We start from the raw sequence: 18,327 nt of genomic DNA on the forward strand, positions 1-18,327 counted from the left end.
GCCATGACCGACGGCGCGCGCTCCGCCGCACCCCGGCGGCCCCCGCTCTCCCTGCCCGCCCGGCTGTCCCTGCTGGCCTGGGACAGCGCCCGGCCGCTGCACGGCGCCGACGTCCTGCCCCGCCTGGTCCGGGCCGGTGCCCTGGCCGAACTGGCCCAGCGCGGACTGCTCGTCGACGACCACGGCGTCGCCACCCCCGCCGACCTCGACTCCTCGACCGGCGACCCGGTCCTGGACGGCCTGCTCGAACTCGTCCGGGAGTCCGGGCCGCGCCCCTGGCGGGGCTGGGTGAGCGCGTGGGCCGGGTACACCTTCACGGCCGTACGGGAGCAGCTGACCGCCGGGGGATGGCTGCGCGCGGGGCCGCGGCGCGCGCTCGGCCTCCTGCCGCCCGCGCGGTACACCCCGGCGCGCGCCGGGGTCCCGGCCGCCCTGCGCGAGCGGGCGCGACGGCTGCTGGACGGCACCCGGCCCGCCGCGGCGGCCGACGCGCGCGACGCGCTCGTCGCCGTCCTCGCGGTGGCCGCGGGGCTGCTCCCCGCCCCGCCCGGCGCCGACCGGGCCGCCCGGGAGCGGCGCGCCGACGAACTGGCCGGGCGCGCCGCGGCGGCGGATCCGGCCCTCGGCCGGGTCCTCGACGAGCTGCGCGCGGCATTGTCCGCGACGGTCACGGCTGCGGCGCCCGCGCGCGGTTGAGCCTTCCGTCTCGCCCGCGCCCTGGGAGGCCGCGACGGCGGCACCTGCGCGCGGCTGAGCCGCGTCGGCCCAGGACGCCCGCCCGACTCGAACCACCCCACACGGCCCCACTCGGCCTGCCCCGCCGCCCCGGACCTGCCTGCTTGGCCCGGTCCGTTCCGTACCGAACCGCCTGGTCCGGCCCGCCCCGTACCGGCCTACGCGGCCCGGCCCGTCCCGGGCCTACCTGCTCTGGCCCGCACCGTACCGGCCACTCGGCCTGTCCGCCCCGGACCCGCCCGCCGGGCCTGTCTCGTCCTGAACCTGCCTGCCGGGCCTGACCCGCCCCGGGTCTTTCTGCCGGGCCTGACCTGCCCCGGACCTTTCCGCCGACCCTGACCCGCCCCGGACCCTTCCACCGGGCCTGACCCGCCTCGGCCCCCGGCCCGAACCGGCTGCCTCCAGCCCGCCCCGCGCGTCGCGTACACGGCGGATTTCTGCCAGCCGTGTCCCGCGTCCGCCTGGTTGAGTTCCGGGCATGACGAAGTCGAACGCCGATACGAACACCCTGCGCGGGCGCGCCCTCGCCTTCCGCGCCCTGCATGTCCCGGGCCGCCCGCTGGTGCTGCCCAACGCCTGGGACGCGATGAGCGCACGGCTCGCCGAGGAGGCGGGCGCTGCGGCCGTGGCGACCACCAGCGCGGGGCTCGCCTGGGCGCTGGGCGAGGCGGACGGCGACCGGCTGGACCGGGACCGGGCGCTGGCCGCCCTCGCCCGCGTCACCGCCGTCACCGGCCTGCCGGTCAGCGCGGACATCGAGAGCGGCTATGCGAAGGACGCCGCCGGAGTGGCCGCCACCGTCCGCGCGGTGCTCGCCGCCGGAGCGGTGGGCGTCAACATCGAGGACGCCGCGCACGAGGCGGGCGGGGGCGCGCTGCGGTCGGTGGCCGAGCAGGCGGAGCGGCTGGCGGCGGCGCGCGAGGCGGCGGACGCGGCAGGGGTGCCGCTGTTCGTCAACGCCCGCGTCGACACCTTCCTGCGCGGCGCCGGAGGTGTGGACGCCACGCTGGAGCGGGCCGCCGCCTACCGCGCGGCGGGCGCCGACGGCGTCTTCGTGCCCGGGGCCGTCGATCCGGGCGTGGTGAAGGCGCTCGCCGACGGCGTCGACGGTCCGCTCAACGTGCTGGCCGTCCCCGGTGCCCCGCCGGTCGCCGAGCTGGCCGCCCTCGGCGTCGCACGGGTGAGCGCCGGATCCGCCCTCGCCGAGACCGCCTACGCCGCCGCCCGCCGTGCCGTGCGGGAGCTGCTGGCGCAGGGCACCCTCGGCGCCCCGGCGGACGGCTTCGGCTACGCCGCCCTGAACGCGCTTCCGGCCCGCGCCGACCGGAACGCTGCGGGTCACTACAGCTAGCAGCCGGTCCTGGGGTCGTTCCCGGCCCGGAGCGGGGTCAGAGCACGTCCCGCATCAGCTCGGCGAGGTCGTGGTCGAGGTCGAGCTGCCGGTACTCCAGACCCATGGGCACCAGCTCGCCCGTCGCCTGGAGGAAACGCCGTATCTCACCGCTGAGGACGTGCACCACGGCGGTGCCCTCCGGGGCGTGGAACTCCAGGACGGTGCGGTCGTACCCGTAGGGGCGCACACGGACGTCCCCGTGCCCCTCGGGCTCGCGCAGACCGGCCGCCAGCAGATCGCGGGCGAACGTCCAGCAGACCTCGACACCTTCGAGGGTGGCGGGCGCCGGGAAGGTCATGCGGACGGCGAACGGGTCGCTCCGGTCGTAGTGCAGTGTGGCGGGGATGCTGGGCATCCGCGGGGCTGCCGCGACCAGGCGTGCCTCGACGGTCTGCTCGATGACGGTGGACAACGCCTTGCTCCCTTGTGACGTCTGACGGCCGGGGGACACGTCCGGGTGGATGAAGCTCGGGCACTGGAAGAGACGACTGAATCAGCCGTTGAGTGCACACGGGGAGCGAGTGACCTCGGTCACCGCGTTCATGCATGCGAGTGACATGAGTCTCGGCCGGGCCGGTCCTCCGGTGTTCCGCCGTGCGTGCGGCGGGAGTTGGCGGAGGACGTCTGGACGCCGTCCGGCCGGTGGGCTAGCTTCGCCCGCCATGAGGCGCTGGGGAACGATGCGACGGATGAGCCGTACGAGCAGCATGAGCCGTACGAGCAGCACGAGCCGTACGAGCGGCGTGGGCAGCACGAGCCGGGGGAGCGGACCGGCGGCCCGGACCGGGCGGACGGCGGCCGTGGCCCTGGGAGTGGCGGTGCTGGCCGTGTCGGCGGCCGTGCCCGCCCAGGCGGGCGGCGGGGACCGGGACGCGGCGGGGGCGCGGCGGCCGCACGCGCCGCACTGGCGGCTGACGGACGGCGGCGCCCCGGACGTCCGCTTCCGCGGGCTGTCCGCCGTCAGCCGCCGCACCGCCTGGGTGGCCGGCACCGGCGGCACCGTGCTGCGCACCACCGACGGCGGCACCTCCTGGCGGAACGTCTCACCGGCCGGCGGCGCGGACCTGGAGTTCCGGGACATCGAGGCGTTCGACGCGCGGCGGGCCGTGGCGCTGGCCATCGGCGAGGGCGAGGCGTCCCGGGTGTACCGCACCGAGGACGGCGGGGCGACCTGGACGGAGTCCTTCCGCAACACCGACACCGCCGCCTTCTACGACTGCCTCGCCTTCTTCGACTCCCGGCACGGCCTGGCGATGAGCGACCCGGTCGACGGCAGGTTCCGCATCCTGTCCACCGCCGACGGCGGCCGCTCCTGGAAGGTGCTGCCCGACCGGGGCATGCCGGCCGCCCAGCCCGGCGAGGCGGGGTTCGCCGCGAGCGGCCAGTGCCTGGTCGCCTCCGGGCCGCGGGACGTGTGGCTGGCCACCGGCGGCGGCGCACGCGCGCGCGTGCTGCACTCTTCTGACCGCGGGCTGACCTGGCGGGCCACCGATGTGCCGGTCCCGGCGGGCGACCCGGCCAAGGGCGTCTTCGCGCTGGCCGTCCGGGACCGTACGCACGCGCTGGCGGTCGGCGGTGACTACCGCGCCGACCAGGCGTCGCCGCGCGCGTCCGCCACGAGTTCCGACGGCGGGCGCACCTGGCGGCCGTCCGCCGTGCCGCCGCCGGCCTACCGCTCCGGCGCCGCCTGGCTCCCGTACACCCGGACGTCCGCCCTCGCGGTCGGCCCCACCGGGACCGACCTCACCACCGACGGCGGCCGGAGCTGGCGCACGGTCGACACCGGTTCGTACGACACCGTCGACTGTGCCTGGGACGGCGGATGCTGGGCATCCGGGGAGAAGGGGCGGATCGCTCGACTGGCGGACTGAACATCGTCTGATGTGACGAATTGTTCCAGGATGCGGGTATCCGTTCCTTGACAGAGAGGAAGTGAACGACATGCCACGCGGGTCCAGTCCCAAACGCGAGCGCCAGTACGAACACATCAAGGAGAGCGAGCTGGAGCAGGGCCGGAGCACCGGCCGGGCCGAGGAGATCGCCGCGCGCACGGTGAACAAGGAACGCGCCCGCTCGGGCGAGTCCAAGACCGCGAGCCGCGTCTCCACGCAGGACATGTCCTCCGGCCGGCGCGGCGGACAGCGCTCGGGCCACGGCTCCCAGGGTCCCACCTACGACCAGCTCTACGAAGAGGCCAAGCGGCGCAACATCCACGGCCGTTCGGACATGAACAAGCAGCAGCTCCAGCGGGCCCTGGGCAAGAACTGACCGGGCCCGCGCGGGACGGGCCCGCCACCGGCACACGCGGCCGGACCGCGAGCCCGTCCCGGAGCACCGGGAGCGGACGTCCTCCCCACCCCGCACGGCAAGGCCCCACCCCGCCGCCCCGGCCCGGCCGTGCCACGCCGTAGGCTCCTCGCACCATGACGACGACCGCAGGCATTCCCGAGGGCTGGCCCACGACCGAGGAGCAGGCCCGCGCCCTCCAGGACGAGTTGCGCGCCCGCCTGGTGCTGGACGAGCCGGGACCGCCGCCGGGGACGGGGCACGTGACAGGGGTCGACGTCGCCTACGACGACGAGTCGGACGTCGTCGCCGCGGCGGCCGTCGTGCTGGACGCCGCCACGCTGCGGGTGGTCGCCGAGGCCACCGCCGTCGGCCGGATCTCCTTCCCGTACGTCCCCGGCCTGCTGGCCTTCCGGGAGATCCCCACGGTGCTCGCCGCCCTCGGCGCCCTGGACCGGGAGCCCGGCCTGGTCGTCTGCGACGGCTACGGCCTCGCCCATCCCCGCCGCTTCGGCCTCGCCTGCCACCTCGGTGTGCTCACCGGGCTGCCGACGATCGGCGTCGCCAAGAACCCGTTCACCTTCACCCACGACGACCCGGGCAGCGCGCGCGGCAGCGCGGCGCCGCTGCTGGCCGGTCCGGACGAGGTGGGCCGCGCCCTGCGCACCCGCGACGGCGTCAAACCCGTCTTCGTCTCCGTGGGCCATCGGGTGAGCCTGGACAACGCCTGCGCCCACACCCTCGCGCTCACCCCCTCCTACCGGCTCCCGGAGACCACCCGCCGGGCGGACGCCCTGTGCCGCAGGGCGCTCAAGGAGGCGACGGCGGACGCCCGTCCGGCCTGATCCGGACGAAAGACCCTAACGGTCCGACGTCGTCGTGCGGAAGGCGATGCCCGCCGCGCGCAGCCGCTCGACCAGCGCGTCGCCCATCGCGACGGCCGTCGTGACCTGGCCCGCCGTGTCGGGCAGGTCGTCCAGGGCGAGGCTGAGGGCCGACTCGGCGAACATCTTCGCCGTCTCGTCGTACCCGGGGTCGCCGCCCGCCACCTCGGTGCGCACCCGCCGTCCGCCGCCCTCGCCCACGAAGCGCACCGAGAACCAGCTCCTGGCCCGCCGCTCGGGGCTCGGTCCCTGCCCGGGGCTGATCCGGCCGGACAGCCAGCGCCGGGCCGGGGGGAGTTGGACGGCCGCCGTGAGCGTGGTGACGGCGGCCACCCCGCCGAGGGCGACGGGAAGGTGCCGTACGGCCGCGTAGTGGCGGTAGCGGAAGTCGGGGCCGTAGCGCTCCAGCGCCCGCGCGGAGCGCAGCACGATCTGCGGATCGAGGGTCGGCAGCGGCAGCGCCCAGGCGCCCACCTCCGGCGCGAAGCGCGGCGCGCACACCGGCGGCACCGAGACCCGGCGCCCCGGCAGCCGCGGCTCGTGCCGCGCGCGCTCCCGCGCCGCCGCGCGCATCCGCAGCGGCCGCGCGAACTGGTTGAGCGCGGAGGCCAGCGTCCCGCCCGAGAAGCCGGCGTGCGCCCGGACGAACCCGTCCACGGCCAGCGGCACGCCCTCGGGGAGCTGCCGCACGGTGACGTACACGCCCAGGTCGTGCGGCACCGAGTCGAACCCGCAGGCGTGCACCAGCCGCGCCCCGGTCTCCCGCGCGCGTGCGTCGTGCCGTACGTACATCAGATCGACGAACTCGGGCTCGCCCGTGAGGTCCAGATAGTCGGTGCCGCTGTCCGCGCAGGCGGCGACCAGTTCCTCGCCGTGGGCCACGTAGGGACCCACGGTGGTGGCCAGCACGCGGGTCCGCCGGGCCAGTTCCCGTACGGAGGCCGGGTCGGTGGCGTCCGCGCGCAGCACGGCGACGTCCGCGCCGCCGGGCAGCTCCTCGCGCAGCTCCTTCAGCCGCCGCTCGCTGCGGCCCGCGACCGCCCACCGCAGCCCCTCGGGGGCGTGCTCGGCCAGATACCGCGCGGTGAGCGTCCCCACGAACCCGGTGGCTCCGAAGAGCACGATGTCGTACGGACGTTCCGCCTTGTTCATCCTGCTCATGACACCCCTCGCTCCGCCGGACGGCGTCCCCGCGCCACTGCCGGTGGCCGAGGCTAGCGTGAGAGGGCCGGACCGGGCGACGCGGGTGGCGTCCGGCGCACGCGGGAACGGCCGACGGCGGCCGGGACCGGCGGAACCGGGCGAGACCGGCCGGGCGCGGGCGCGGGTGCAGTGGTCCGGCGCGCACGGCGGGCGCACGCGCGGCGCGTCCGGCCGGGTTTGGCTAAGCGCTTGCTCGTTCAGGGCTTGTGCCGGGTGCGGCGCGTTCATAGCATCGTCGGTGTCACATCGGTTGTGTCACAGCGAGGGGGCCCCGGATGGCGACAGGACGGACACCCGGACGGGACGGCCCGCTGACCGGGGTGCGCGTGGTGGAGCTGGCCGGGATCGGCCCCGGGCCCTTCGCCGCGATGCTGCTCGGCGACCTCGGCGCGGACGTGGTGCGGGTGGACCGCCCCGGCGGCGCCGGCCTCGGCATCGACCCGGCCGCCGACGTCACCCACCGCAACAAGCGCGCGGTGGTCGTCGACCTGAAGTCACCGCAAGGATCCGCCCGCGTCCTCGACCTCGCCGCCCGCGCCGACATCCTGATCGAGGGCTACCGGCCCGGCGTCGCCGAACGCCTGGGCGTCGGCCCCGAGGAGTGCCGTGCCCGCAACCCCCGCCTGGTCTACGGCCGGATGACCGGCTGGGGACAGGACGGACCGCTCGCCCCGCGCGCGGGGCACGACATCTCCTACATCGCCGTCACCGGCGCCCTCGGTTTGATCGGCGAGCCGGACCGGCCCCCGGCTGTCCCCGCCAACCTGCTCGGCGACTACGCGGGCGGCTCCCTCTACCTCGTCGTCGGCGTCCTCGCCGCCCTGCACCACGCCCGCGCCACCGGTGAGGGACAGGTCGTGGACGCCGCCGTGGTCGACGGCACCGCCCATCTGTCGGCGATGCTGCACGGCATGCTCGCCGCCGGCGCCTGGCAGGACCGCCGCCACGCCAACCTCCTGGACGGCGGCTGCCCCTTCTACGGCACCTACGAGACCGCCGACGGCCGGTACATGGCGGTCGGCGCGCTGGAACAGCGGTTCTACGACGAGTTCATGACCCGCCTCGGCATCCCCGGGCAGGCGCCCGCCCGCGACGACATGACCCGCTGGGGCGCGTTGCGCGAGGCGATCGCCGCCCGCTTCCGCACCCGTACCCGGGACGAGTGGACGGCCGTGTTCGAGGACTCCGACGCCTGCGTGGCGCCCGTCCTGTCGCTGCGCGAGGCGCCGCACCACCCGCACCTCGCCGCGCGCGGCACCTTCACCGAACACGCCGGCCTCACCCAGCCGGCCCCCGCGCCCCGCTTCTCCGCGACCCCCGCCACCGTGCGCACCGCGCCCGCCGGGCCCGGCCACGGCGCCGACACCGTGGCCGCCGACTGGCACCTGCCCGCCCTGCCCGCCCTGCCCGTCCCGCCCGCGACCCCGCTCCCGGAAAACCCTCAGTGAAAGGTCTGCCCGTGACCACCGAAGCGTACGTGTACGACGCGATCCGCACCCCGCGCGGACGCGGCAAGGCGAACGGCGCCCTGCACGGCACGAAGCCCGTCGACCTGGTCGTCGGACTCATTCACGAGATCCGCGCCCGCTTCCCGGACCTCGACCCGGCCGCGGTGGACGACATCGTGCTCGGCGTCGTCGGCCCGGTCGGCGACCAGGGCTCCGACATCGCCCGGATCGCCGCCGTCGCCGCCGGACTCCCGGACACCGTGGCCGGGGTCCAGGAGAACCGCTTCTGCGCCTCGGGCCTCGAAGCCGTCAACCTGGCCGCCGCCAAGGTGCGCTCCGGCTGGGAGGACCTGGTCCTGGCGGGCGGCGTCGAGTCGATGTCCCGGGTGCCGATGGCCTCGGACGGCGGTGCCTGGTTCAACGACCCGATGACCAACCTGGCCACCGGCTTCGTGCCCCAGGGAATCGGCGCCGACCTGATCGCCACCGTCGAGGGCTTCACCCGGCGCGACGTCGACGAGTACGCGGCCCTCTCGCAGGAACGCGCCGCCACCGCCGTCAAGGAGGGCCGCTTCGCCCGCTCCCTGGTCCCGGTGAAGGACCGCAACGGCCTCGTCGTCCTCGACCACGACGAGCACCCGCGCCCCGGCACCACCGCCGACTCCCTCGCGGGGCTCAAGCCGTCCTTCGCCGACATCGGCGAGCTGGGCGGCTTCGACGCCGTCGCCCTCCAGAAGTACCACTGGGTGGAGAAGATCGACCACGTCCACCACGCGGGCAACTCGTCCGGCATCGTGGACGGCGCCTCGCTCGTCGCCATCGGCTCGCGCGAGACCGGCGAGCGCCACGGCCTCACCCCGCGCGCGCGGATCGTCTCCGCCGCCGTCTCCGGCTCCGAGCCCACCATCATGCTCACCGGGCCCGCCCCCGCCACCCGCAAGGCCCTCGCCAAGGCCGGACTGACCATCGACGACATCGACCTCGTCGAGATCAACGAGGCGTTCGCCGCGGTCGTGCTGCGCTTCGCGAAGGACATGGGCCTGTCGCTGGACAAGATCAACGTCAACGGCGGCGCCATCGCGCTCGGCCACCCGCTCGGCGCCACCGGCGCGATGATCCTCGGCACCCTCGTCGACGAACTGGAGCGCCAGGACAAGCGCTACGGCCTGGCCACCCTGTGCGTCGGCGGCGGCATGGGCATCGCCACCGTCGTCGAGCGCGTCTGACCCCCAGCGGCACCCCGGGCCGGCAGCGCCCAGGACCCCCGGACTTCTACGGAGACCCTGACATGACCGAGAGCACGACCATCCGCTGGGAACAGGACGACACCGGTGTCGTCACCCTCGTCCTCGACGACCCGAACCAGTCCGCGAACACCATGAACCAGGCGTTCCGCGACTCGCTCGCCGCGATCACCGACCGCCTGGAGGCCGAGAAGGACTCCGTGCGCGGCGTCATCCTCACCTCCGCCAAGAAGACCTTCTTCGCCGGCGGCGACCTGCGCGACCTGATCCGGGTCACCCCGGACACCGCGCAGGACCTCTTCGACGGCGGCCTCGCCATCAAGCGGAACCTGCGCCGCATCGAGACGCTGGGCAAGCCTGTCGTCGCCGCCCTGGGCGGCGCTGCGCTCGGCGGCGGCTACGAACTGGCCCTCGCCTGCCACCACCGCGTCGCCCTCGACACGCCCGGCACCCGGATCGGCTGCCCCGAGGTCACCCTCGGCCTCCTTCCCGGCGGCGGCGGGGTCGTCCGCACCGTCCGGCTGCTCGGCATCACCGACGCCCTGCTCAAGGTGCTGCTCCAGGGCACCCAGTACAACGCTCGCCGCGCCCAGGAGAACGGCCTGGTCGACGAGGTGGCCGAGACCCCCGGGGAACTGCTGGCCAAGGCCCGCGCCTTCATCGACGCGCACCCCGAGTCGCAGCAGCCCTGGGACCGGCCCGGCTACCGCATCCCGGGCGGCACCCCCGCGCACCCGAAGTTCGCCGCCAACCTGCCCGCCTTCCCGGCCAACCTGCGCAAGCAGACGGCCGGCGCGCCCTACCCGGCGCCGCGCAACATCATGGCCGCCGCCGTCGAGGGCGCCCAGGTCGACTTCGAGACCGCCCAGGTCATCGAGGCCCGCTACTTCGTGGAGCTGGCCGCCGGGCAGACCGCGAAGAACATGATCCAGGCGTTCTTCTTCGACCTCCAGGCCGTCAACTCCGGCGCCAACCGCCCCCAGGGCATCGAGCCCCGCCCGGTACGCAGGGTCGCCGTGCTCGGTGCCGGGATGATGGGCGCGGGCATCGCCTACTCGTGCGCCCGCGCGGGCATCGAGGTCGTCCTCAAGGACGTCTCCCTGGAGTCCGCCGTGAAGGGCAAGGGCTACTCCGAGAAGCTGTGCGCCAAGGCCGTCTCCCGGGGCCGTACCAGCCAGGAGAAGGCGGACGCGCTGCTCGCCCGGATCACCCCCACCGCCGAGGCGGCCGACCTCGCGGGCTGCGACGCGGTGATCGAGGCCGTCTTCGAGGACCCGGCCCTCAAGCACAAGGTGTTCCAGGAGATCGAGCACGTCGTCGCCCCGGACGCGCTGCTGTGCTCCAACACCTCCACACTGCCCATCACCGCGCTCGCCGAGGGCGTGGAGCGCCAGGGCGACTTCATCGGGCTGCACTTCTTCTCCCCGGTCGACAAGATGCCCCTGGTCGAGATCATCCGGGGCGAGCGCACCGGTGACGAGGCGCTGGCCCGCGCCTTCGACCTGGTCCGGCAGATCAAGAAGACCCCGATCGTGGTCAACGACTCGCGCGGCTTCTTCACCTCCCGGGTCATCGGCCACTTCATCAACGAGGGCGTGGCGATGGTCGGCGAGGGCATCGAGCCCGCCTCCGTCGAGCAGGCCGCCGCCCAGGCCGGCTACCCGGCCAAGGTGCTCTCCCTGATGGACGAGCTGACCCTCACCCTGCCCCGCAAGATCCGCACCGAGTCGAAGCGGGCCGTCGAGGAGGCGGGCGGCACCTGGCCCACGCACCCCGCCGAGGCGGTCATCGACCGCATGGTCGACGAGTTCGGCCGCACCGGACGCAGCGGCGGCGCGGGCTTCTACGCGTACGGCGAGGACGGCCGGCGCGCCGGGCTGTGGCCGGGACTGCGCGAGCACTTCACCAAGCCCGGGTACGAGATCCCCTTCCGCGACATGCAGGAGCGGATGCTCTTCGCCGAGGCGCTCGACACCGTCAAGCTGCTGGAGGAGGGCGTCCTGACCTCGGTCGCCGACGCCAACATCGGCTCCGTGTTCGGCATCGGCTTCCCCGGCTGGACCGGCGGCGTGCTCCAGTACATCAACGGCTACGAGGGCGGGCTGCCCGGCTTCGTGGCCCGCGCCCGGGAGCTGGCCGGGCGCTACGGCGAGCGGTTCACCCCGCCCGCCCTGCTGGTCGCCAAGGCGGAGCGCGGAGAGACCTTCACCGACGCCCGCTGAGGCACGGCTCAGCCGGAGGGCGCGTCCTCGGCCCCGGGGTTGCCCGGGGTCCCGGGCGCGCTCTCGGGCGCGCCCTCGGGGGAGCCGACCCACTCCCGTAGCTCCTCCTTCAGCGAGCGCTGGAAGGTGGTCAGCAGCGCCTGCACCACCAGCGGGTGCATGTGCGCGGACAGGGACCTCACGTCCTCGGTGTCCCGCTCGGCCACCGCGTCGCGCAGCAGCCCCGACAGCTCCCGGGCCGCCGCGCGCGCGTGCTCGATCAGCGCCGTACGGGCGGCGAGCACGGTCTCCTCGGACAGCGGCACGTCGAGCAGCTCCACCCCGAGCCGCAGCAGCCCGGTGTCGACCCGGAACGCGCCGTCCTGCCGGGTCAGCACGCTCATCGCGGCCAGCCGCTCCACGTCCTCGTCGCTCAGCCGCCGCCCGGCCCGCCGCGCCAGCTCGGGCCGGGACAGCGTCTCCACGCCCTCCGGCGCCCAGGAGGCGACCACCGCGCGGTGCACGGCCAGGTCGTGCGGGCTCAGACCGGGCGGGAGCTGCCGCAGATGGCGTTCGATCGCCGCCAGGGTCATGCCCTGGTGCTGCATCTCCTCGATCAGCTCCAGGCGCGCGAGATGGTCGCGGCCGTAGCGCCCCACCCGGCGCGGGCCGATCACGGGCGGCGGCAGCAGGCCCCGGCTGCCGTAGAACCGGACCGTGCGCACCGTGACCCCGGCACGCGCGGCCAGCTCGTCGATGGTGAGGGCCGGCTCGCCGGTGTCGGTGGTCGTCATGTGCAGCAGTATCGCTGTCGCACCAATGGTGTGAAAGCCGGTGACCGATCTGCGTGGAAAGTGTGAGAAGCCCCGCTCTGTGACATCTGTCATCGCATGAGAAGTGATCTCTCGGGGAAAGTGCTTGTCTGGCCTGTACCGCGTCCCCAGTGGTCCGAGCCGGAATTGTACGGACACCCGGGCGCACCCCTGCCCGGCCCCCAGAGAGTGGAAACCACCGCGTGAGCAAGGATTCCGTGCGCACGGCACAGGTCACCGGCCATCCCCGGGCGACCGCCGCACCCGCCGACGCAGGTGACGCCGGGTACAGCAAGGACCTCAAGCACCGCCACGTCAACATGATCGCCATCGGCGGCGCGATCGGCACCGGCCTCTTCCTGGGCGCCGGCGGCCGGCTGCACACCGCCGGACCGGCGCTGGCGGTCGCCTACCTGGTCTGCGGCGTCTTCGCGTTCTTCGTCGTACGCGCCCTCGGCGAGCTGGTCCTGTACCGGCCCTCCTCCGGATCCTTCGTGTCGTACGCGCGCGAGTTCCTCGGTGAGAAGGGCGCCTACGTCGCCGGGTGGATGTACTTCCTGAACTGGTCGACGACCGGCATCGCCGACATCACCGCGATCGCCCTCTACACGCACTACTGGAGCCTGTTCACGCCCGTCCCGCAGTGGGTGCTGGCGCTGATCGCGCTCGCCGTCGTCCTCACCGTGAACCTGATCTCGGTGAAGATCTTCGGCGAGATGGAGTTCTGGTTCGCGATCGTCAAGGTGGCCACCCTGGTCGGCTTCATGCTGATCGGCATCTTCCTGCTGACCACGCAGCACCAGGTGGACGGCACGACGCCCGGCTGGAGCGTGATCAGCGACCACGGCGGCCTGCTGCCGCACGGCGCGATGCCGGTCGTGCTGGTCATGCAGGGCGTGATCTTCGCCTACGCCGCGCTGGAACTGGTCGGTGTCGCCGCGGGCGAGACCGCGGAGCCGGAGAAGGTCGTCCCGCGCGCGGTGAACTCGATCATGTGGCGCGTCGCCCTGTTCTACGTCGGCTCGGTCGTCCTGCTCGCCCTGCTGCTGCCCGGCTCGGTCTACTCGGCCGGGGAGAGCCCCTTCGTCACGGTGCTGTCCAAGATCGGCGTGCCCGCCGCCGGTGACGTGATGAACCTCGTGGTGCTCACCGCGGCCATGTCCTCCCTGAACTCCGGTCTGTACTCCACCGGCCGCATCCTGCGCTCCATGGCGATGTCCGGCTCGGCCCCGAAGTTCACCCGCGTGATGAGCCGCAGCCAGGTCCCCTACGGCGGCATCCTGCTGACCTGCGCGGTCTGCGTGCTCGGCGTGGTGCTGAACTACCTGGTGCCCAGCCAGGCCTTCGAGATCGTGCTGAACGTCGCCTCGCTCGGCATCGTCAGCACCTGGGTGATCATCATGATCTGCCACCTGGTCTTCGTCCGCCGGGCCAGGGCGGGCCTGCTCGACCGGCCGCACTTCCGCCTCCCGGGCAGCCCGGTCACCGAGATCGCCACCATCGTCTTCCTGCTGGCCTGCCTCGGCCTGATGTGGAACGACCCCGACGTCGGCCGCAGGACCCTGCTCATGATCCCGCTGATCGCCGTGCTGCTGGTCGCCGGCTGGTTCGGGGTGCGCCGCCGGGTCACGGAGGAGTCCTCGGCCTCGCTGACGAAGTAGCGGGGGGCAGGGGCCGACGGGCGCCGTCGGAAAGCCGCCGGGCCCCCGCACGTACCCACTCCACTGTCGGTGCCCGAGCGGGAAGGTTCCCCGCTCGGGCACCGTCATGATGCGTCCGCTTCCGCGGTGCTCGCTTCGTGTGTCCGCAGCCCGGCCAGGACGTCGTGGTGTGCGCACAGGGCGAGGACCGACTTGGCGATCCGACGCACTCGCACGACCTCGCCCCGCAGGCCCGCTGTCTCCTCCTCGTCGAGTCGCCGGTGGGCTTCCGCGAGTGCGTCCTGGGCGACCTTCGCGCAGACGTCGTCGGCCGGTAGAGCGGCAGCGAACCGCTCGACGCGCGGAATCAGCTCACCGAGGGTTCTGCGGAATCCGTCCTCGAAGGCTCTTACGGTGCCGTGGCGCGGGGCAGCGTCCTCTGATCCAGGAACCATGCTGCGGCGGCGCGCACCGTCACGGAGGCGAGCGCGGCACCGTCCGGCTTCGTGCCGACCCCGCTCACCGGCCGGACTCCGCCGCGCGGTGGACCGGACAGGCACAGGGCAGCGCCCGGCTCAGCGGCAGCGGCAGAGGTCCGTCGCTGTACGGCACGGTCACGGCAGCGCGAGGCTCGGTACGTGAGCCGTCGCCGCGGACGGTGTAGACCCGGACGGTCATCTTGGCGCCTTCTGGGCGCTGCGGATCGGGGGCATTACGGTTCGTCATGTCGACGCTCCCTCGCGGGTTGAGCGTTGGCCATGGCCCGAGACCGTCGCATCGGTCGCCGGGGTCCATGCGTTGCTGTAACGAGGCTCGTGCCTGGCGTTGGGTCGCGGAATGACCGGCGGGGGTTACCGAGGCGGTCATACACTCGTTGCTGATTCGGTACGGCGCGATGAAGCGCATACGATCACCCGGGAAGTCGGCCCATGAACGCCATCACCCCTGGCCTGCTCGCACCCGAAGTCCTTGAACGGGACGATCTGCAGCGAGCACTCGCGGAGCACGACTTCGGCGCGGCCTTCTCGCTCATCAAGAAGTGGGGCGGCGTGTCGCAGAACCGCATCGCGGCGGCTTGCCGACTCACGCCGGGCAAGGTCTCGACGATCATCGGTGGTCAGCAACAGGTCACTTCCTTCGAGGTGATCTGCCGCATTGCCGACGGGCTGCGCATCCCCGGCCACATGGTGGGTCTGGCTGACCGTCCGTGGGAAAGGCAGCCCGACGCCCAAGAGCAACCCGTTCCGTACCCCACCCCGACTGCACGGTCAGCCGACAGGACGTCTTGGAATTCCGCCACAACCGTGCATCTGGTCGGAGATCTGACCAGGAGTGACCTAGTGATGGATCGCCGCACAGCAACGCGCGCGCTGGCCGGCTCAGCCCTGTCCGGCGCCGCTTTGCTTGATTCCCTCGAGGGCTGGCTGCAGTCCGTCAAGGCTCCCGACCAGAAGCCCCGGCGAGGGCGCCTCGGCATGGGAGAGGTCGCAGAACTCGAAGGCACCGCCCGCGCCTTCCGAGCGTGGGACCATCGCTTCGGCGGGGGTTTACGCCGCAAGGCTGTCGTGGGCCAGCTCAACGAGGTGGCAGGTCACCTGGAAGACCACCAGACGGGGGAAGTCGAACGCGGGCTGTTCCGTGTGATGGCCCATCTCGCCGGCACGGCTGCGACGATCGCCTGGGACTCCGGGCTGCAAAAGCGGGCGCAGGACTACTACCTGCTCGCACTGCGCGCTGCCCATGCAGGAACCGACACCGCGTTCGGTGCCAACGTCCTTGCCGGGATGGCGCGACAGATGCTGTATCAAGGCCGTCCTCAGGATGCCCTGGAACTCGTGCACCTTGCGCAGAAGGGCATCGGCAGAACCACCGCACCGCGACTGCGGGCCATGCTGTACTCGAGGGAGGCGTGGTGCTACGCGGCGATGGGGCGGCCCGTGGCCTTTCAGCGTGCCACCTTCGAAGCGGTCGATGCTCTGTCCGAAGCCGCGAGCAGCGAAGAGCCCTACTGGATCGGCTACTTCGACCGCGCGGAGCTGGCGGGAGTCACCGGAGGCCGCCTGTTGGAGATGGCTCGTCGAGAGCCGCGTCAGCACGCCGAGCATGCGGCTGATTCCATCCGCCAGGCTGTTTCCCAGCGCGGTCCCGAAGCCGGTCGAAGTCACGCACTCGATGCCATCGGCTTGGCCGAGTGCCACTTTCTCCTAGGAGACGTGACCGGCGCCGTGGATCACACTCGGCAGGCTGTGGAGGCTGCAGCCCGCACTCAGTCCTCTCGTGTGCGTGCCCAACTGGCCCAGCTGTACCCATACACCGTCGGCAAGACCGCATCGCAGCCGGTGGCCGAAGCCAGGACAATGATCCGCGACCTGCTGTCCACGTAAGAGGATCGACGTGACCACGATTGCCGTCACCGGCCACATGGACCTGACCGAGGCGAGCGTGCCCCTCGTGCGGAAGGCGCTGCGCGGGGCGCTGGAGCCTTACGCCATGGACCTGGCCGGGCTCTCCTGTCTCGCTGCCGGGGCCGACTGCATCTTCGCCGATGTCGTGCTGGAGTTGGGCGGCCGCCTTGTCGCCGTCGTCCCCTCCAAGGACTACCGGGCGGCCAAGGTGAAGCCCGACCACGCCGACACCTTCGACCGCCTCGTCCGGGCCGCGGCCGAGGCGACAGTGCTGGACCATGAGAGCGCGAACCGGGCAGCGTACGAGGATGCCAACGCAGTGCTTCTCCGGCGTGCGGACCGGCTCGTCGCCGTGTGGGACGGCCGGCCGCCGTCCGGCAAGGGGGGAGGTACCGCGGACACCGTCCTCGCCGCACGCGCCGCCGGACTGCCGGTCGACGTGGTGTGGCCGGAGAGGGCCGCTCGCCGGTCGGCGTCCTGAACAGCCGGGCCGCCCCGGGGGAGGGGCGGTCCGGCCGTGGGGTCACCTGGCGTGGACGTCGTTCGTCGCCTCGATCTTCTTCCACGAGCGGGGCTGCGCCGGGACGGCCCCGGCCGGCGCGGCGAAGGACGCCGCCCGTGCGGCGGGAGCGGCCGGCTTGACCGGCTGGAAGAGCCAGGTGTCGAAGAGTGCGGCCAGCGGCTTGCCGGACACCTGCTCGGCGTACTTCTGGAAGTCGGCCACGGAGGCGTTGCCGTAGGCGTGCTGCTGCGGCCAGCCCTTCAGCAGGGCGAAGAACGCCTTGTCACCGATCGCGTTGCGCAGCGCCTGGATGGCGACGGCACCCCGGTCGTAGACCGGCGCGTCGAACTGGTGGTCGGGGCCCGGGTCGCCCGGCTTCACCGTCCAGAAGGCGTCGTCCGCCGGGTGCGAGGCGTACACGTAGTCCGCCAGCTCCTGCGCCGTGCCCTCGCCCTCGTGCTCGGACCACAGCCACTGCGCGTACCGCGCGAAGCCCTCGTTGATCCAGATGTCCTTCCAGCCCTTGAGCGACACGCTGTCCCCGTACCACTGGGTGGGCCAGCTCGTGCACCACCACGGAGGTGTTGGAGCCGCCCGCGAACTGCGCGGGGCTGTAGTAGACGCGGGTCTGCGTCTCCAGCGCGTACCCGGTGGTCGTGTTCGGCACGTAGCCGCCCGCCGAGCTGAACGGATACGGCCCGAAATAGCCGCTCAGCCAGTCGACGATCTCCCCGGTGCGCTCCACGCTCGCCCGCGCCGCGCCATCGTTGTCGCCGAGGTCCTTGCTGTAGGCGTTGACGATCGGGGACACCGCCCTCGGAGGTGCCGGTGGTGATGTCGAACTTCCCGAGCGCGAGCGTGGACAGATAGGTCGCCTGCGGCTTGTTCTGCCGCCAGTTGTAGCGGGTCCAGCCCAGCTTGGAGGAGACCGACTGGAGGGTGCCGTTGGAGATCGCCTGCGTGCCGTCCGGCACCGCCACCGACACGTCGTAGGTGGCCTTGTCGCCGGGGTGGTCGTTGCTCGGGAACCACCACCAGGCGGCCTCGGGCTCGTCCGCCGCGACGGCGCCGTCCGGGGTGCGGTGCCAGGTGGAGAAGCCGTACGCGCTCTTGGTGGAGGGCACACCGCGGTAGCGCACGACCACCGTGACCGGTGTGCCCTTGGCCAGCGGGCTCTTCGGCGTGACCACCAGCTCGTGCTGCCGGGCCGTGGTGAAGGCGGCCTTGGTCCCGTTGACCCGCACCTCGCTCACGTCCAGCAGGAAGTCCAGGTCGAAGCTGGACAGGTCCTGCGTGGTCCGCGCCGAGATCGTCGCGGTGCCCTCCAGCTCGTCCGTCGCGGGCTGGTACGTCAGCCGGAGGTCGTAGTGGGAGACGTCGTAGCCGCCGTTGCCGTAGTCGGGGTAGTAGGGGTCGCCGAAGCCCGGCGCGCCGGGGGAGTGGCTCGCGGCCGACGCCGGGATCGCCAGCAGGAGGGAGGCCGCCGCCAGAGTGCCCGGCACGATGATTCTGCGGTGCACGTCAGCTCCAAGTCGTAGGGGGACGAGGTCTGTTCGGAGCCTATTGAGTCCCTG

Annotated in this window: 16 protein-coding genes and 1 pseudogene; 11 read left to right on the forward strand and 6 right to left on the reverse strand. The window is 73.2% G+C overall.

Going from position 1 to position 18,327, the window contains the following annotated elements; all coding sequences use genetic code 11:
* Positions 1 to 3: 3 nt before the first annotated feature.
* Together R4Z62_RS29090 and R4Z62_RS29095 are read left to right on the forward strand one after the other, a co-directional pair.
* On the forward strand, positions 4 to 696 hold the full coding sequence (locus R4Z62_RS29090) for a GOLPH3/VPS74 family protein (RefSeq protein WP_491521345.1): 693 nt from the start codon (positions 4 to 6) through the stop codon (positions 694 to 696).
* Positions 697 to 1,213: 517 nt separating this feature from the next.
* Positions 1,214 to 2,086 (forward strand): isocitrate lyase/PEP mutase family protein, encoded by an 873-nt coding sequence (locus R4Z62_RS29095; protein ID WP_491521346.1) that lies wholly within the window; start codon positions 1,214 to 1,216, stop codon positions 2,084 to 2,086.
* Between the two features lie 37 nt (positions 2,087 to 2,123).
* On the opposite strand, the gene ssgD is transcribed toward R4Z62_RS29095, so the two are convergent.
* Complete coding sequence (gene ssgD / locus R4Z62_RS29100; protein ID WP_018568695.1) at positions 2,124 to 2,540, reverse strand: spore wall synthesis regulator SsgD; 417 nt, start codon at positions 2,538 to 2,540, stop codon at positions 2,124 to 2,126.
* 277 nt (positions 2,541 to 2,817) lie between these two features.
* Between ssgD and R4Z62_RS29105 the strand changes: the two genes are divergently transcribed.
* The 3 genes from R4Z62_RS29105 to R4Z62_RS29115 all read left to right on the forward strand — a co-directional run bounded on the left by R4Z62_RS29105 (position 2,818) and on the right by R4Z62_RS29115 (position 5,259).
* Entirely contained in the window at positions 2,818 to 3,999 is a 1,182-nt protein-coding gene (locus tag R4Z62_RS29105) for a WD40/YVTN/BNR-like repeat-containing protein (protein ID WP_491521347.1), read from the forward strand.
* A 70-nt stretch (positions 4,000 to 4,069) separates the two neighbouring features.
* Complete coding sequence (locus R4Z62_RS29110; RefSeq protein WP_018568697.1) at positions 4,070 to 4,396, forward strand: hypothetical protein; 327 nt, start codon at positions 4,070 to 4,072, stop codon at positions 4,394 to 4,396.
* 155 nt (positions 4,397 to 4,551) lie between these two features.
* Entirely contained in the window at positions 4,552 to 5,259 is a 708-nt protein-coding gene (locus R4Z62_RS29115; protein WP_491521348.1) for an endonuclease V, read from the forward strand.
* Between the two features lie 15 nt (positions 5,260 to 5,274).
* On the opposite strand, the gene R4Z62_RS29120 is transcribed toward R4Z62_RS29115, so the two are convergent.
* Complete coding sequence (locus R4Z62_RS29120; RefSeq protein ID WP_491521349.1) at positions 5,275 to 6,459, reverse strand: saccharopine dehydrogenase family protein; 1,185 nt, start codon at positions 6,457 to 6,459, stop codon at positions 5,275 to 5,277.
* Positions 6,460 to 6,776: 317 nt separating this feature from the next.
* On the opposite strand from R4Z62_RS29120, the gene R4Z62_RS29125 reads away from it, so the two are divergent.
* The 3 genes from R4Z62_RS29125 to R4Z62_RS29135 all read left to right on the forward strand — a co-directional run bounded on the left by R4Z62_RS29125 (position 6,777) and on the right by R4Z62_RS29135 (position 11,415).
* Positions 6,777 to 7,949, forward strand: a complete 1,173-nt coding sequence (locus R4Z62_RS29125) for a CaiB/BaiF CoA transferase family protein (RefSeq protein ID WP_491521350.1) — start codon at positions 6,777 to 6,779, stop codon at positions 7,947 to 7,949.
* A gap of 11 nt (positions 7,950 to 7,960) precedes the next feature.
* On the forward strand, positions 7,961 to 9,175 hold the full coding sequence (locus R4Z62_RS29130) for an acetyl-CoA C-acetyltransferase (protein ID WP_389464312.1): 1,215 nt from the start codon (positions 7,961 to 7,963) through the stop codon (positions 9,173 to 9,175).
* Between the two features lie 62 nt (positions 9,176 to 9,237).
* Positions 9,238 to 11,415: a 3-hydroxyacyl-CoA dehydrogenase NAD-binding domain-containing protein gene (locus tag R4Z62_RS29135; protein ID WP_491521351.1), complete on the forward strand. Its 2,178-nt coding sequence runs from the start codon at positions 9,238 to 9,240 to the stop codon at positions 11,413 to 11,415.
* Positions 11,416 to 11,423: 8 nt separating this feature from the next.
* On the opposite strand, the gene R4Z62_RS29140 is transcribed toward R4Z62_RS29135, so the two are convergent.
* The gene (locus R4Z62_RS29140) at positions 11,424 to 12,188 is read right to left on the reverse strand and encodes a MerR family transcriptional regulator (RefSeq protein ID WP_381739294.1); all 765 of its coding nucleotides are present in this window, start codon (positions 12,186 to 12,188) and stop codon (positions 11,424 to 11,426) included.
* Positions 12,189 to 12,409: 221 nt separating this feature from the next.
* On the opposite strand from R4Z62_RS29140, the gene R4Z62_RS29145 reads away from it, so the two are divergent.
* Positions 12,410 to 13,867: an amino acid permease gene (locus tag R4Z62_RS29145; protein WP_491521352.1), complete on the forward strand. Its 1,458-nt coding sequence runs from the start codon at positions 12,410 to 12,412 to the stop codon at positions 13,865 to 13,867.
* A 104-nt stretch (positions 13,868 to 13,971) separates the two neighbouring features.
* Here R4Z62_RS29145 and R4Z62_RS29150 read toward each other — a convergent pair whose 3' ends face one another.
* Together R4Z62_RS29150 and R4Z62_RS29155 are read right to left on the reverse strand one after the other, a co-directional pair.
* Positions 13,972 to 14,301 carry a DUF6415 family natural product biosynthesis protein gene (locus tag R4Z62_RS29150; RefSeq protein ID WP_491521353.1) on the reverse strand — a complete coding sequence of 110 codons (330 nt, stop codon included), beginning with the start codon at positions 14,299 to 14,301 and terminating at the stop codon, positions 13,972 to 13,974.
* 64 nt (positions 14,302 to 14,365) lie between these two features.
* Complete coding sequence (locus R4Z62_RS29155) at positions 14,366 to 14,572, reverse strand: hypothetical protein (RefSeq protein WP_398340059.1); 207 nt, start codon at positions 14,570 to 14,572, stop codon at positions 14,366 to 14,368.
* Positions 14,573 to 14,775: 203 nt separating this feature from the next.
* Between R4Z62_RS29155 and R4Z62_RS29160 the strand changes: the two genes are divergently transcribed.
* Entirely contained in the window at positions 14,776 to 16,230 is a 1,455-nt protein-coding gene (locus R4Z62_RS29160; protein WP_491521354.1) for an NsdA family TPR-like regulatory protein, read from the forward strand.
* A gap of 10 nt (positions 16,231 to 16,240) precedes the next feature.
* The gene (locus tag R4Z62_RS29165; RefSeq protein WP_491521355.1) at positions 16,241 to 16,732 is read left to right on the forward strand and encodes a hypothetical protein; all 492 of its coding nucleotides are present in this window, start codon (positions 16,241 to 16,243) and stop codon (positions 16,730 to 16,732) included.
* Positions 16,733 to 16,774: 42 nt separating this feature from the next.
* Here the strand turns inward: R4Z62_RS29165 and R4Z62_RS29170 are convergent.
* A pseudogene (locus tag R4Z62_RS29170) lies at positions 16,775 to 18,273 on the reverse strand (M1 family metallopeptidase).
* Positions 18,274 to 18,327: the final 54 nt, after the last annotated feature.

It is taken from the genome of Streptomyces sp. PL-25 (genome assembly GCF_058344915.1).

Coding starts and splice junctions, on each gene's coding strand:
- R4Z62_RS29090 (WP_491521345.1), top strand. CDS start 4: ATGACCGACGGCGCGCGCTCCGCCGCACCCCGGCGGCCCCCGCTCTCC.
- R4Z62_RS29095 (WP_491521346.1), top strand. CDS start 1,214: ATGACGAAGTCGAACGCCGATACGAACACCCTGCGCGGGCGCGCCCTC.
- R4Z62_RS29105 (WP_491521347.1), top strand. CDS start 2,818: ATGAGCCGTACGAGCAGCATGAGCCGTACGAGCAGCACGAGCCGTACG.
- R4Z62_RS29110 (WP_018568697.1), top strand. CDS start 4,070: ATGCCACGCGGGTCCAGTCCCAAACGCGAGCGCCAGTACGAACACATC.
- R4Z62_RS29115 (WP_491521348.1), top strand. CDS start 4,552: ATGACGACGACCGCAGGCATTCCCGAGGGCTGGCCCACGACCGAGGAG.
- R4Z62_RS29120 (WP_491521349.1), bottom strand. CDS start 6,459: ATGAGCAGGATGAACAAGGCGGAACGTCCGTACGACATCGTGCTCTTC.
- R4Z62_RS29125 (WP_491521350.1), top strand. CDS start 6,777: ATGGCGACAGGACGGACACCCGGACGGGACGGCCCGCTGACCGGGGTG.
- R4Z62_RS29135 (WP_491521351.1), top strand. CDS start 9,238: ATGACCGAGAGCACGACCATCCGCTGGGAACAGGACGACACCGGTGTC.
- R4Z62_RS29140 (WP_381739294.1), bottom strand. CDS start 12,188: ATGACGACCACCGACACCGGCGAGCCGGCCCTCACCATCGACGAGCTG.
- R4Z62_RS29150 (WP_491521353.1), bottom strand. CDS start 14,301: ATGGTTCCTGGATCAGAGGACGCTGCCCCGCGCCACGGCACCGTAAGA.
- R4Z62_RS29155 (WP_398340059.1), bottom strand. CDS start 14,572: ATGACGAACCGTAATGCCCCCGATCCGCAGCGCCCAGAAGGCGCCAAG.
- R4Z62_RS29160 (WP_491521354.1), top strand. CDS start 14,776: ATGAACGCCATCACCCCTGGCCTGCTCGCACCCGAAGTCCTTGAACGG.